This window comes from Desulfobulbus alkaliphilus (assembly GCF_016918545.1).
Classification (GTDB): Bacteria; Desulfobacterota; Desulfobulbia; order Desulfobulbales; family Desulfobulbaceae; genus Desulfobulbus; species Desulfobulbus alkaliphilus.
This window is the reverse complement of sequence record NZ_JAFFQC010000014.1, coordinates 57811-72511: the sequence shown is the minus strand read 5'-3', so window position 1 is coordinate 72511 and position 14701 is coordinate 57811. Positions and strand designations below refer to the sequence as shown.

General features: G+C 52.2%; 13 protein-coding genes. 12 read left to right on the top strand and 1 reads right to left on the bottom strand.

The window, feature by feature from the left end; translation table 11 throughout:
* Window positions 1-145: 145 nt before the first annotated feature.
* The 12 genes from JWG43_RS09255 to JWG43_RS09200 all read left to right on the top strand — a co-directional run bounded on the left by JWG43_RS09255 (window position 146) and on the right by JWG43_RS09200 (window position 11931).
* Complete coding sequence (locus JWG43_RS09255; protein ID WP_205242633.1) at window positions 146-385, top strand: DUF1232 domain-containing protein; 240 nt, start codon at window positions 146-148, stop codon at window positions 383-385.
* Window positions 386-727: 342 nt separating this feature from the next.
* Window positions 728-1762, top strand: a complete 1035-nt coding sequence (locus tag JWG43_RS09250) for a 3-oxoacyl-ACP synthase III (protein ID WP_205242632.1) — start codon at window positions 728-730, stop codon at window positions 1760-1762.
* Window positions 1762-2628: an alpha/beta fold hydrolase gene (locus JWG43_RS09245; RefSeq protein WP_205242631.1), complete on the top strand. Its 867-nt coding sequence runs from the start codon at window positions 1762-1764 to the stop codon at window positions 2626-2628. The genes JWG43_RS09250 and JWG43_RS09245 overlap by 1 nt, the downstream gene beginning before the upstream one ends.
* A 3-nt stretch (window positions 2629-2631) precedes the next feature.
* Window positions 2632-4263, top strand: coding sequence for a fatty acid CoA ligase family protein (locus JWG43_RS09240; RefSeq protein WP_205242630.1), 1632 nt, complete (start codon window positions 2632-2634; stop codon window positions 4261-4263).
* Window positions 4264-4511: 248 nt separating this feature from the next.
* On the top strand, window positions 4512-5537 hold the full coding sequence (locus JWG43_RS09235; protein ID WP_205242629.1) for an NAD-dependent epimerase/dehydratase family protein: 1026 nt from the start codon (window positions 4512-4514) through the stop codon (window positions 5535-5537).
* A 372-nt stretch (window positions 5538-5909) separates the two neighbouring features.
* The gene (locus JWG43_RS09230; protein WP_205242628.1) at window positions 5910-6341 is read left to right on the top strand and encodes a F0F1 ATP synthase subunit B; all 432 of its coding nucleotides are present in this window, start codon (window positions 5910-5912) and stop codon (window positions 6339-6341) included.
* Window positions 6338-7051, top strand: coding sequence for a F0F1 ATP synthase subunit B (locus JWG43_RS09225; protein ID WP_205242627.1), 714 nt, complete (start codon window positions 6338-6340; stop codon window positions 7049-7051). Before JWG43_RS09230 ends, JWG43_RS09225 begins: the two co-directional genes overlap by 4 nt.
* Complete coding sequence (locus tag JWG43_RS09220; protein ID WP_205242626.1) at window positions 7048-7596, top strand: F0F1 ATP synthase subunit delta; 549 nt, start codon at window positions 7048-7050, stop codon at window positions 7594-7596. The genes JWG43_RS09225 and JWG43_RS09220 overlap by 4 nt, the downstream gene beginning before the upstream one ends.
* A 3-nt stretch (window positions 7597-7599) precedes the next feature.
* The gene (gene atpA / locus JWG43_RS09215; RefSeq protein ID WP_205242625.1) at window positions 7600-9123 is read left to right on the top strand and encodes a F0F1 ATP synthase subunit alpha; all 1524 of its coding nucleotides are present in this window, start codon (window positions 7600-7602) and stop codon (window positions 9121-9123) included.
* Between the two features lie 17 nt (window positions 9124-9140).
* Window positions 9141-10016 (top strand): ATP synthase F1 subunit gamma, encoded by an 876-nt coding sequence (gene atpG / locus JWG43_RS09210; RefSeq protein WP_205242624.1) that lies wholly within the window; start codon window positions 9141-9143, stop codon window positions 10014-10016.
* A gap of 46 nt (window positions 10017-10062) precedes the next feature.
* Window positions 10063-11484 carry a F0F1 ATP synthase subunit beta gene (atpD, locus tag JWG43_RS09205; RefSeq protein ID WP_205242623.1) on the top strand — a complete coding sequence of 474 codons (1422 nt, stop codon included), beginning with the start codon at window positions 10063-10065 and terminating at the stop codon, window positions 11482-11484.
* Window positions 11485-11514: 30 nt separating this feature from the next.
* The gene (locus JWG43_RS09200) at window positions 11515-11931 is read left to right on the top strand and encodes a F0F1 ATP synthase subunit epsilon (protein WP_205242622.1); all 417 of its coding nucleotides are present in this window, start codon (window positions 11515-11517) and stop codon (window positions 11929-11931) included.
* A 453-nt stretch (window positions 11932-12384) separates the two neighbouring features.
* On the opposite strand, the gene JWG43_RS09195 is transcribed toward JWG43_RS09200, so the two are convergent.
* Entirely contained in the window at window positions 12385-14307 is a 1923-nt protein-coding gene (locus JWG43_RS09195; RefSeq protein ID WP_205242621.1) for an N-acetylmuramoyl-L-alanine amidase, read from the bottom strand.
* Between the last annotated feature and the right edge of the window lie 394 nt (window positions 14308-14701).

The following is a 14701-nucleotide window of genomic DNA, read 5'->3' as shown; positions in this document are numbered from 1 at the left end:
GGGTCCGGGCAATGAAGATGGCGCGCGGACGGATGCTTCGAAGGGCGGCTGGTGAAAGGTATTGTCAAGGATTCCGCTACAATTACAGTATGGTTACAGCAAGATATATCCAAAACAAGCGTCGAGCCGTCACGAATTCAGCACGATGGTAAAGCTGCCATTGCTCACCCGGATCTGGGCTATGATCCGGCACACCCGGGCTGTTTTTATGTCCCCGTCAACCCCGTTGCCGGTGAAAATCGTATTGGGGCTCGGTCTGCTCTATGTGCTGTCACCTTTTGACCTCATACCACTCTGGGTACCGGTTTTCGGCCTTATGGATGATCTGGCTCTGGCGGCCCTATTGGTTGCCTGGGCCAACGGTTTCAGTGTACCGAAGCAATAACAGCCAACAAATGACCATCCAGAAACGGCTCCATTTTTCCTGATTTTTTGTTGCGTTGTCAATAGCACTCCCTGGAACAGGACCTCTCTGTCCGCGGAAACAGTGAAGAGGTCGTGTGCCTTGGCTCTGAAGAGAATATCTTGTCTCTGAACGGATGCCCCGAAGGGCGGCTGATGATAGTTGTTATCAAGGGCTCAACAGAAATTACAGCATGATAACAGTAAGATATATCCAAAACAAGCGTCCAGCCGTTACGGATTCAGGACCTTGTCTTTTTTTCTCTCCAGGCCACGGCCGCTGCAGGCAGGTCCACAATAAGCGAGTCGAGAGGTTTTTTCGTTGATGCGTTATACCAATGTCTGTCTCCATGATTTCGGGTATGAACTGCCACCGGTTCTTCTCTCTTCAGTTGCCATTGAGGAACGTCTGCAACCTCTCTACCAGCGTTTAAAACTGCCTGCGGGTCGACTTGAACTCATGACCGGGATTGAGTCGCGACGACTATGGGAACCGGGCACTCTGCCCAGTACCGCTGCAGCAGCAGCCGGAGCTGTCGCCATCACCAGGGCGGGCATTGCGGTGGAAGATATATCCTGTCTGCTGTTCACTTCAGTCAGCCGGGATATGATGGAACCAGCTACAGCTTCCTTTGTGCACCGCAACCTGGGCTTGCCGTCGTCCTGTCTGGTTTTCGACATTTCCAACGCCTGTCTCGGATTTCTCGACGGCATGGTCATGTTGGCGAATATGCTGGAATTGGGTCAGCTTCAGGCCGGGCTGCTGGTTGCCGGTGAAACCGCTGAGGATTTAATCACCTCAACCCTGCATCATCTCAATACCGACCAGAGTCTGACCCGCAAATCGATTAAACCCTTGTTTGCTTCGCTGACCATAGGATCCGGTGCGGTAGCCATGGTCATGACTACCCGGGAATACAGGGATAGCGGCCATTACCTGCGGGGCGGTGCTTTTCGTGCTCATACCCAGCATAACGATCTCTGCCAGGGTGGCCAAAGTAGTGAGCAGGGGACATTGATGGCCACCGACTCAGAACAGTTGCTGGAAAAAGGCATTGAAACAGCAGCTGCCTGCTGGCCTGCCTTTTTGGAGGAACTCGACTGGGATTCTGCATCCATCGATCGGTTTTTCTGCCATCAGGTCGGCAAGGCCCATGCCCAGCTGCTGTTTGAGACCCTTGATCTTGACCCGCGGAAAAATTTTCAGACGCTTACCATGATGGGCAATGTCGGCTCGGTCTCAGCTCCCATCACCATGGCAATAGGTATAGAACAGGAAGCCTTGATTTCGGGGCAGCGGGCGGCGATTCTCGGTATCGGCTCCGGCATTAATTCTCTTATGCTGGGGATAGACTGGTAATGGCGACGGTCCTGGAAGAGTATCCTTTTCAACCCCATTCCATGTCCATTGATGGCCATACCCTGTCTTATCTTGATGAGGGCAAGGGCCCGGTGGTGGTCATGGTTCACGGCAACCCCACCTGGTCTTATCTGTATCGCAACCTGGTGAGCAGCCTGCGGGATCGGTACCGATGTATTGTTCCAGACCATCTCGGTTGCGGTTTTTCAGACAAACCGTCGAGGTACCCCTACCGACTGGCTGACCATATCGCCAACCTGGAGCAGTTGCTTGCCGCCTTGTCCGTTGAGCGCTGTGTGCTCGTTGTGCACGACTGGGGCGGTGCCATCGGTATGGGATGGGCGGGTCGAAACCCGCAGCGAATAGCCGGTACGGTGGTCCTCAATACGGCAGCTTTCCCTTCAACCCGGATGCCATTGCGTATCGCTCTCTGTCGCTGGCCGGTAATCGGCAGCCTGCTGGTCCGGGGAGTGAACGGCTTTGCTCGGGCGGCAGTCATCATGGCTGTGACCCATCCGATGCGTCCTGAGATTGTCCGTGGGTTTCTTTGGCCGTATAATTCCTGGCATAATCGGATTGCGATCCATCGATTTGTCCAGGATATACCCATGGATGCCCGGCACCCCTCGTGGAACACCCTGGTTGCCGTGGAAAGCGGATTGGCTCAGTTGCGGACCAAGCCCATGGTCCTGTGTTGGGGCGGACGCGATTTCTGTTTTGATGCAACGTTTTATCAGGAGTGGCGGAGCCGATTTCCCGAGGCTGAAGCTCATTTTTTTCCTGAAGCCGGCCATTATGTGCTCGAGGATGCCCTGGTGCCGATTCGGTCGCGCATTGATGGGTTCCTGGCAAGAACCCTGAGGTAATGCATGAAGGATTACAACATAGCCCTCGCGCTGCGGCAGGTCGCCGCGACCCAGAGCGAGCAAATTGCCCTTGTGGCCCGAGAAGGAAAAATCTGGCGGCAGTGGACCTTTCATGATTTGAATCGAAACAGTGAGGGGTTTGCCACGGCGCTTCATCTTAGGGGGGTGCGGCAGGGGGATCGGGTCATGCTGATGGTTCGTCCATCCATGGAATTTTTCTGTCTGACGTTTGCTCTTTTTCACCTGGGGGCGGTGGTCATTCTCATCGATCCGGGGATGGGCTACAGGAACCTGCTTCGCTGTATCGGTTCGGTACGGCCTGATATCCTGGTCGGCATTTCCAAAGCAATACTGTTCAGTTGGATTTTCCGTTCCCCTTTTGTCACGGTCCGCAAACGTATTCAGATAGGTCGGGCTCCATGGAGCATGGGACCGGGACTTGAGCCTGCCGAGGGGCAGGAAATCGAAGGGAGAGCTTTTCAGGCGGGGCAGAATGATCCGGCCGCCATTCTTTTCACCACCGGATCGACAGGCCCTCCCAAGGGAGTAGAGTATACCCACGGTATTTTTCATGCCCAACTGCGTCTCATTCGGGATTATTACGGCATCGGGTCTGGCGACGTCGATCAGCCTGGTTTTCCTTTGTTCGGATTGTTCGCCACCGCACTCGGAGCCAAAGCGGTCATTCCTGATATGGATCCCACCAGGCCTGCCCAGGTTGATCCGGCGAAATTTGTTACCACCCTCATCCAGCACCAGGTTACCTACTCCTTCGGTTCTCCGGCGATCTGGAATGTGGTCAGTCGGTATTGTCTCGATGAACAAATAATGCTGCCAGTGCGGAAAGTATTGATGGCCGGGGCACCGGTGCCAGGTGAGTTGGTGGACAGGGTTCGTCGCGTTTTACCTGAAAAAGCTGAAATATTTACACCCTACGGTGCCACCGAAAGCCTGCCCGTGGCTTCCATTGAAGGGAGAGAGATACTGGGCCAGACCTGGGCCCTGACCCGCATCGGTCGTGGTGCCTGTGTGGGCAAAGCACTTCCTGGAGTACACATTCGCATCATTGAACCGGGGCCTGATGTGGTGGCCTCCTGGAGTGAGGTCCGCGAGTTGCCTCCGGGCGAGATCGGGGAAATAGTCGTTCAGGGGCCAGTGGTGACCAGAGCCTATGCCTTTGATGAACATGCGACCCGCAAGGCCAAAATTGTCGATGGCGAGTCTTTCTGGCACCGCATGGGGGATATGGGGTACTGCGATGACCAGCAGCGTCTGTGGTTCTGTGGGCGTGCAGCCCACCGAGTTGCTACGGCGCGGGGCATGATGTATACCATCCCCTGCGAGGCTGTTTTCAATGAGCATCCGCTGGTCCGGCGATCGGCGCTTGTCGGCCTCGGTCCCTGGGGGAAACAGCAACCGGTCATTGTTGTCGAAGCCGTGGAACCGATTCGTGATCAGAAAAGGTTTGTGGCCGAATTGCGTCAGTTGGCGATGGCCAATGAACTGACCCTGGATATCGAGCAGTTTTTACTGCATCCCGGTTTTCCGGTGGACATCCGCCACAATGCCAAGATTTTTCGGGAACAACTGGCGCAATGGGCCGGCAGGCAAAGTCGGCTGCAATGTGGCTGTTGAGCCCCTGGATCCGTGAGCGTGCAGACGGACGCACCGAAAGGCGGCAGGTGAAGGTCATTATCTTGGATTGCGCTGCAATTATATCTTGATTACAGCGAGATATATCCAAAGCAAGCATCCAGCCGTCACGGATTCAGGAAGCAGGTATCGTCATCCGGTCAGGATGGCTCGGCCGGGCGGGTCATGCAGAAGGAAGGTCCTCTGGTGCATATGACCTGTCCGGGGATGATTAAAGGAGCGAGTTGTTTATGGACAGGGTACTTGTCACCGGCGGCAATGGCTTTATCGGCAAAGCACTGGTGCGGGAGTTGGTCAGGCAGGGGGTCGAGGTTGTCGTTGTCGGCCGGAATCACTACCCGGAGCTGACGGCGCTGGGAGTGCAGTGCCACAAAGGTGATATCCGTGATCCCGAATGCATGGTGCGGGTCACAGCCAGGTGTGACATCGTTTTCCATGTTGCGGCCAAGGCAGGTATCTGGGGCGACCGGGATGAATACCATGCGATCAACGTCGACGGAACCGCTAATGTCATCGCCGCCTGCCGCACCAACGGTGTACGCGGTCTTGTCCATACCTCCACCCCTTCGGTGGTGTTTGATCGGTGCAGCATCGAAGGAACTGACGAGACCATACCCTACGCCACCCGCACCCTGTGCCATTACGCCGCCAGTAAAATTGAGGCGGAAAAGCTTGTTCTGCAAGCCAATTCTTCCCAATTACGCACCAGTGCGATTCGGCCGCATCTTGTCTGGGGCCCCGGGGATAACCATCTTATCCCCAGGTTACTTGATCGAGGGCGGAAGAAAAGTCTGAAAATAGTCGGTTCGGGGGAAAATTATGTGGATATCGCCTACATTGACAATGTGGTTCATGTCCATGTCCTTGCGGCCAGGGACCTGGTTGGCCAGGGGGATGGAGCGGGGCAGGCTTTTTTCGTTGGCCAGGATCAGCCCGTCCGTCTCTGGCACTGGATCAATGATTTATTTGTACGGCTGAACATTCCACCGGTCAGGCGCAAGGTTCCCTTTGCCGTTGCCTATGCTGTCGGTGCGGGCCTGGAGGCGTGGTATTCCATGGCACGTCTGGCACAGGAACCGCAGATGACCAGATTCCTCGCCCATCAATTAGCACATTCCCATTGGTTCAGCCATGAGCGTGCCTGCAGAGTACTTGGCTACCGTCAATTGGTTTCCACCGAGGACGGTCTGAATCGTCTGATCGCCTGGCTGCAAAGCGGCCAGACGGAAAAGGTGGATGAAAACCTGAATCCTTGAGCATTCGTCCGTGCGTCAGCTGCGTTGTTCAGGAGATTAAACCAAAAAAAAGCGGCTGGCCGTCACGGAAAAAGTACGCCAGAAAAGAGGTCGGAAAAATCTGGTTGAAAATAATGGGCTGTCGGGTATTTTTCCCCAGGCACGAAAGGTCCCCCACGGAGATGGCTGAAGTCCAGCATTCTCTGCGCAGATTTCCCCCTGGGACAGCCGGTTAATGACTTTGGCAAACATAACTGACAAATCCCATAAATTTGATTTAAAAAGATTTGACAGTCAGTGCATTTTTCAGTAGTTATCCGGTACAAAGATGAACCGCCATTCACCCGGCCTGACGGGATATAGTTATATCTATAGTAATGAGGGGTAGTTAGTATGATTTCGATCGATATCACGATGGTGATGCACATTATCAACATGATTGTGTTGATGTTTGTTCTCAACGCAATCCTGTACAAGCCTATCCTCGGTATTCTTGAGCAGCGGGCAGAGAAAATAGAAACTCTCGACGATGAAGTGGCGGAATTTGAACAGCGCGCTCGTCAGCGTCAGGCTGAACTGGACGCCAAGATCCGAGAAGCCAGCAGCAAGGCCAAAAAAGCTCTCGATGGCGCCCGGGCCCAGGCACAAGCTGCCGGGGCCGAGAAGCTGGCAGTGATTCGTCAGGAGTCCGATACCTTTAAAGAGCAACAAATGCAGGATCTCCGGTCACAGATCGAGGTCGCCAGTAAGGAGCTGCAGAAGAATGCAGCCGGTTTTGCCCAGGCAATGGCTGGAAAGATATTAGGAAGGAGTCTGGACGTATGAGAACTCGCATTGCAAGGTATTTCAAACTCGCTGTACTGGCTTGTCTGATCAGTTTCCTGCCGCTGTCCCTGTTTGTGGCGACAGGGATATCTGTTGATGCTGAACATCAACAGACGGTTGCTGGTGCCCAGCAGGATCAGGGTTCGTTTGGTTGGCTTGTCGTTCTGTTGGCGCCCGCTGAAGCGCACGCAGCCGGTGACGGTGATTATCACGGCAGTCCCCTGTCAGCCGAAAAATTGAAGGATCTGTTCTGGCGGACCGTGAATTTTCTCGTCCTGGTATTCATCCTCGTCAAATTTCTGGCAAAACCGATAGCCTCAGGTTTAAAAGGGCGACAGCAGCGGGTCAAGGAGGAATTGGAGGAGCTGACGCTTCGGCGTGACGAAGCGGAACAGTCCTATAAGGATTTTGAAATTCGTCTGGCCGGCATGGAAAAGGAGATGGAAATCGTTGTCCAGAAAGCGATTGCCCAGGCGGAGAATGAAAAGGAACGGATTCTTGCCGAGGCGGAACGGGCGGCCCAGGATATCAGACGACAGGCGGAAGCTGCTGTGCAGGCTGAATTTGAGGACGCCAAGCGTCAGCTTCGTGATGAGATAGCTGAACAAGCCGCGGCCATGGCGGAAGAACTGATCATTAGAAATCTGAAGCCAGCAGATCAGGTTGCTATTACCGAACAATATCTTGAAAGAGTGGGTGCGGTACAGTGAGACATACAATACTAGCGCGTCGATATGCCAAAGCGATTTTTTCTCTGGGAAAAGAGCAGGGAGCAACCGAGGAATTCAGCAGAATTCTCAATGCACTGGCGGGACTGTACGCCGATACCGATGCCGGAATCTGTGATGCAGTCACCAACCCGCTGTATCCTCTTGAAGTTCGGCAGAAGGTTATGGCAAAAATTGCTGAATCCGTCCAGGCCGACGCCATCATGACCAGTTTTCTCAACCTGCTCATCGAGAAAAAACGAGCAGATATTCTGCCGGATATCGCCCATGAATTGCAAGTCATGGTAGACAAGGACCAGGGCATCAGCCACGGTTCCATTGTCACTGCTTTTGACATAGAACCTGCGCTTCTGGATAAGATACAAGCTACACTGGAAAAAATTACAGGTAACAGAGTGATACTTGAAACCCGGGTTGATCCGTCCATAATCGGAGGCATTATCGCCAAGGTGGGTGACTTGGTACTGGACGGAAGTATACGGACACAGCTTAATGGATTAAAGGAATCTATCAAGGGGAGAGAATAGTCGATGCAGATCAAAGCCGAAGAAATCAGCCAGATCATTAAAGATCAAATAGCTGGCTATAAAAAAGATATTGACCTGAAAGAAACCGGTACCGTCCTTTCGGTTGGTGACGGTATCGCCCGTGTGTATGGCGTCGAAAATTGCCAGGCCATGGAACTTCTCGAATTTCCCGGCAGCATCTTTGGACTTGCCTTGAACCTTGAAGAAGATAATGTTGGCTGCGCTGTTCTTGGCGATGTCCGTAATATCAAGGAAGGTGATATCGTCAAACGAACCGGCAGGATTGCCGAGGTTCCGGTCGGTCCGGAGATGGAGGGCCGAGTAGTCGATGGCATCGGGCAGCCCATAGATGGAAAAGGGCCCATCAATGCCAAAGAAACTCGGAAGATTGAAGTGATCGCTCCTGGTGTTATTGCCAGGAAGAGTGTCCATGAGCCGTGTTACACCGGCGCCAAGGCAGTTGACGCTATGACACCTGTTGGACGGGGACAGCGGGAACTTATCATCGGTGACCGCCAGATCGGCAAAACCGCCCTCTGTGTTGATGCAATAATAGCGCAGAAAAACAGTGATGTACACTGTATATACGTGGCTATAGGTCAGAAGAAATCCACAGTGGCCCTGGTTGTTGAAAATCTCCGTAAACACGGAGCCATGGAGTACACAACCGTGGTGGCCGCCTGTGCTTCCGATCCGGCACCGATGCAATATGTGTCTGCCTTTGCCGGATGCGCCATGGGCGAATACTTTCGTGACAACGGCCAGCATGCCCTGATTATTTACGATGATCTCTCCAAGCAGGCTGTTTCCTATCGGGAGCTTTCGCTTCTTTTGCGCCGTCCTCCAGGCCGTGAAGCCTATCCCGGTGACATCTTTTTCAACCATTCCCGCCTGCTCGAACGTGCCTCCAAGCTCAATGATGAACTGGGTGCCGGATCTCTGACAGCCCTGCCCATTATCGAAACCCAGGCCGGGGACGTGTCCGCCTTTATCCCGACCAACGTTATCTCCATTACTGATGGCCAGGTCTATCTCGAGCCAAGCCTTTTCTTTGCCGGTGTTCGACCTGCGATCAATGTCGGCCTTTCGGTATCTCGTGTTGGTGGTGCAGCCCAGGTTAAAGCAATGAAACAGGTTGCCGGAACGCTGCGACTTGATCTTGCACAGTATCGTGAATTGGCTGCTTTTGCTGGATTCGGATCCGATCTCGATGCCGCAACCCAGGCGCAATTGACCCGAGGTGAACGGCTTGTAGAAATCCTCAAGCAACCGCAATATCAGCCTTTACCGATGGAAAAACAGGTGACCATCATTTTCGCCGGTACCAAGGGATTTCTTGATACATTTCCGGTCAATACCCTGGCGGATTACGAGCAGGAAATGTACAGCTATATTGAGTCCAATGAGCCAGGCATTTTCACTGAATTGCGCGAAAAAGAAGCCATTTCGCCTGAATTGGAAGAAAAAATGAAAAAGACACTGGCGTCCTTTGGAGAAACATTTAAGGCGACAAAGGGCCTGAATTAAAATAAGGACAAATTCTCATGCCAGGACTAAAGGATGTCAAAGATAAGATTAACGGTGTGAAAAAAACCGCGCAGATTACCAAGGCCATGAACATGGTGGCCTCGGCTAAACTCCGTGGCGCACAGGAAAAAATGGAATCATTTCGGCCTTATGCCGGAAAATTTGCCGATACAATGCGCGATCTCTCCGGTGGCATGGAAAACAGCGATCTCCCATTGATGGAAGTGCGCGACGTCAAAACGGTTGAAATAGTCGTTTTTACATCTGACCGCGGCCTGTGCGGCAGTTTCAACGCCAATATCATCAAAGCCGCCAACCGCTTGCGGAAGCAGTATGAAGCAAGCGGCAAAAGAGTACAACTTGTCACCGTAGGCAAAAAAGGAACCCAATTTTTCAGAAAGACCGGTCAATTGAGAACCTCTTTCAATGATATCATGGGTTCGTTTCAGATGTTCAATGCTCGGGAGATCTCGCACAGTATTACCGAGGCCTTTCTCAGTGGCGAGAGTGACCAGGTTGATATCGTTTATGGTAGATTTCACTCTGTTGGTGTGCAGAAGCCGGAGATCGAAGAATTACTTCCGATTAAGCCTCTTGTCACCACAGAAGAAGCAGCAGGAAAAAGTGCAGGTGGAGCGTACACTTATGAGCCGGACCCCGCTGAAATCATGGATGTCCTGCTGCCTCTTTTTCTCAATGTACAGATTTACCATGCCATGCTGGAGGTTGGAGCCAGTGAACAGGCCGCACGAATGACAGCCATGGACAATGCCACCAAGGCCTGCAAAGATATGATCAAGGATCTGACACAGTTGTACAACAAAGCTCGCCAGGCAGCGGTTACCGGCGAATTGATGGACATTGTCGGCGGTGCTGAGGCACTCAAGGGATAACAGGATGCCACGAGGTATCTTCAAAGGATAGAGGAGGCCATTTCAAATGGGTGAGGCACGAGTAGGGAAAGTTTTACAGGTCATCGGACCAGTCGTTGACGTTGAGTTTGAACCAGGCAATCTGCCTGATATTCTCAATGCATTGCATATAACCAACCCGGCTATCAATGATGAGCCGGACAATCTTGTCTGTGAAGTGGCTCAGCATCTGGGGGACAATGTTGTCCGCACGGTTGCCATGGATCAGACCGACGGACTGGTGAGGGGAATGGATGCCCGCGATACCGGTGAGCCCATCACCATCCCTGTCGGGGCACCAGCCCTTGGACGCATAATGAACGTCGTTGGACGACCCGTGGATGGGATGGGGCCGATTGTATCTGAAAAGAACATGACCATCCATCGACCAGCTCCTGATTTTGTTGATCAGGATACCGAAGTAAATGTTCTTGAAACCGGTATCAAGGTTATCGACCTGCTCGTGCCCTTTCCCAGAGGTGGCAAGATGGGGCTTTTCGGAGGTGCTGGTTGTGGTAAGACGGTCATCATGATGGAAATGGTCAACAACATCGCCATGCAGCACGGCGGTATTTCCGTTTTCTGCGGTGTCGGCGAACGAACACGCGAAGGAAACGACCTCTATCACGAAATGAAGGAATCCGGAGTTCTCCCCAAGGCTGCGCTGGTCTACGGTCAGATGACCGAGCCGCCAGGTGCTCGTTCCCGTGTTGCCTTGACAGGTTTGACCGCGGCTGAATACTTCCGTGATGAAGAAGGTCAGGACGTGCTCTTCTTTGTTGACAATATTTTTCGATTCACCCAGGCCGGATCCGAGGTATCGGCGCTGCTTGGCCGCATTCCCTCGGCTGTCGGTTATCAACCGACCCTGGCTACAGACCTCGGTGCATTGCAGGAGCGTATCACCTCGACCAATAAAGGGTCCATCACCGCAGTTCAGTGCGTTTATGTACCCGCGGACGACCTGACCGATCCCGCACCGGCAACAACTTTTGCCCACCTTGATGGGACGGTTGTCCTTTCTCGTCAGATCGCAGAGCTTGGTATTTACCCCGCTGTTGACCCGCTGGATTCTACCTCCCGCATTCTTGATCCCAACGTGGTTGGCGAAGAACATTATTTAGCCGCGCGAGGTGTACAGGTAACGCTACAGAAGTATAAAGAATTACAGGATATTATCGCTATTCTCGGCATGGATGAACTGTCCGAGGAAGATCAGCTCACCGTCACCAGGGCACGGAAGGTGCAGAGATTTCTATCCCAACCCTTCCATGTTGCTGAAGTTTTCACAGGATTCCCTGGAAAATATGTGAAGGTTGAGGATACGGTACGCGGCTTCAAGGAAATCCTCGAAGGCAAGCATGATGAACTTCCCGAAGCCTCTTTTTATATGGTTGGAAGTATTGAAGAGGCTGTTGAAAAGGCCGCGGCACAAAAAGCCAAGGCCTAACTGGTTGTCGATAGAAGCGAGGATAGCTATATGGCGCAAATTCATCTGGAAGTGGTCACACCGACCGGACCTGTTGTCAGTGAGGAGGTGGATATTGTCACCGCCCCTGGTGTTGGTGGCGAATTCGGGGTACTGGCCAATCATGCACCTTATTTGAGCACGATCAAAACCGGCACGCTGAGTTTCAAAAAAGACAGACAAACCCGTTATCTCATGGTCAGCGGTGGCTTTGCGGAAGTCTCCAACAACAAAATCACCTTTCTGGTCGAAAGTGCTGAAGCCGGTTTTTCTATCGATGTTGACCGGGCCTTGCGTGCTAAAGAGAGAGCTGAAAAGCGACTGGCTCAGGCACAACAGTCCACGGAAACCATCAATCGGGTGCGAGCTGAAGCTGCTCTGCAACGAGCTTTGGCCAGGTTGAAGGCTGCTGAAATGTCCCGGCAATAACCAGAGCGTTACATTTCTTGGTTTTTCAAGCCGCCTGGAATCCCAGGCGGCTTTTTTTTTCGCCATGGGATGCTATCTGATCCACTTCACGCGATGTATGTATCGGACGGTTATTGGCAATGAAGATGGCGTGCTGAGAGAAGCCCCGAAGGAAGGCTGGTGAAGGCTATTGTCCAGGATTCTTCCGTAATTATAATGTAACTACGTTTAGATAAAGTCTGAAAAGAGTCCAGCCGTCACGGATTACAGCTTGTGTAAACGGTCCCTCGCTCCCCCAGATTTGTCCAGGTACTGCGACCCGGTGTAGTCGACCTCGCTTTCAGCAAGCAGCAGCGACCGTGCAAAAATGGGTAGCCGTTGGTTGTCGTTGCCAACGAGTATCAAAGAGAAAAGCGCTAGATTGCCAACCGAAAAGTACACCCTTTCCGAGATTATCCTTCCGCGGAATAGCGTTCACAGTCTGAGAGCGGCTGTGTGGTGATGTTCGACATACGCAGCGATACCGTTTGCAATTTGTGCGGCAATTGCCTGCAGGTAGCTGTCGGTTTGTAAAAGCTCAGCCTCGATCGGATTGGTGATGAAGGAAATTTCAACTAAAACCGCTGGCATTTCTGCTCCGATGAGGACATAAAACGGAGCCTGCTTCACACCATGATCGTAGGGTTGATAGGTCCCCAGTCCTGATGCCAGGTGGTTTTGAATAAACTGCGCGAGGCGGGACGATTCATCGATTTTAGAATTGTTCATCAAAGTCGAGAGGATATCCTGCATTTCACCGATATTGTGGGTTGATGTTGCGTTTTCCCGCGCCGCGACACGCATGGCATGAGCATCGGTTGCCAGGTTAAGAAAGTAGGTTTCGACACCACCGATGGTTTTGTCTGGGTGGGCATTGACGTGAATTGACACAAAGAGATCCGCCTTTTCCGTGTTGGCGATGGCGGTCCGTTCTTCGAGCGGTATATATATATCGGAAGACCTGGTGAGAACAGCTTCGTACCCGAAGTTATCTTCAAGGATTCTGGCCATCTTTTGCGATACTTTGAGAACGACCTCTTTTTCTTTGACTCCAAAGGCCATCGCACCGGGATCTTTCCCCCCGTGGCCAGGGTCGATGACAATTTTCCGTATTCCCAGGCCCAGTTGTTGCGCCAGTGAGATCTCATCGGGTCGAATGGCTTTTGTTGCGGCGACAGTTTGCGGATTTTTTTTCCCTGGTGTCTGCAGGGTGGGAACATTCAGGTTCGGGACGTTTTCAGCAACAACGGCACCAGGGGTTATGACTGGTATCTCCACAGCCGATGCAAGGTTTTTATCCTGTTCCATCCTCGAACTTTCATCGCGCACGGTCGTTTTTTGCACTGCAGTTTTGGCTGAAGAGGTGAGTTGCCTGGTCCCGTGGACATCGATGATGACTCTGAATGGATCGGCCAAATTGAATATCCGATAATCTGACAAGGATTCGAGGTCAAGGACGACCCTGACGGTACCGCTATCATATTGACCGGTTCTGATTTGTTTAAGCAGACCGTCTTCGATGCGGATAGGATCTGTATTCTGATGCGAACTCTGGCTTGAGGCAAAATCTATATAGATCCTGCGGGGCTGATTGCCATCTTTTTCCAGCAGCTTGTAGGTATAGGAAGTTGGTGCCGATGTCTGCATCACGATTCGGGTATAATCCACGGTCGACCAGTACTTCACAGGAAGAACCTGCACAGGATCATTTCCTGCTGTCCCGGGAGGAATGGAGGGAAATGTTTCAGCCGTTACATGCAGTGGTTGTGCATGGCGGGCTGCCGGTTCCTGTAGCCGTGAGCGGGCTTTGGCAGCATGATCAGAATCAGGATACGCTTGGATGATTTGATGATACAGTGCAATCGCCTTTGCATTGCTCTCCTCATGTCCATGAAGGAGCCAGCTGTCAGCAGCAAGAAACAGGGCGTCGTCTGCCAGAGCATCTCTTGGGTACAATGTGGCGACATCAATGTAATATTCGATGGCATAATCCAGATCAATGGGGATACCGAATTGTTCATACATCCGCCTGTAAAGAGTGCCGATCATAAACAAACTGGGAGGTCCCAGAGCATCATTTTTACAGGCGATGTGGATTTTGCGAAAATTTCTCACCCCTTCCAGCCAGGCTCCCCGATCTTTTCCTCGAGCGGTATCCTGCTCCAATTGTGTCGCATATGCTTTTGCCTGACGATATTGGAGCGCGAGAGATTCGCTCTTAAGCTGGTGTATGGCAGGAAGATCGGATTGGGCGGCCAAGTCTGCCGGCGACCAATATAAACATCCCACCACGCTGGTCAGCAGCAGTGCCAGAAAACTCTGGCGGACAGTGATGGAAAGATTTCTTGGAATGCGCATTGCCAGCATAAAAATAAAGCAGACGGGTCGATTAATCAGGCTGCGGGGTCAAGGGTACTAGCCGGTGCCAGTCTTGGCCATGCGACTGATTTATAATGCGTAAATATACAGTATTAACGGCGAGAGGTAAAAGAAATTGTACCCAATGCAGGGTTTATGGCCATTTTTCCTAATATTTTTCTGTTTGCCCGCCAGATGGATACAAAAAATTTGACAAAATTGCGGCTTGATCAGGGCATGATGGCTGCTGTTTGATGCTCGTCGCGAAACGGCTTCATCCTCCAATTTTTTTGTACTGTTTGCTGTGACCCTCGGAAAAAAACCTGAATCCGTGACGACTGGACGCTTGTTTCGGGTATATCGTGCTGTAATCAGATTATTTGTGCAGCGGAAC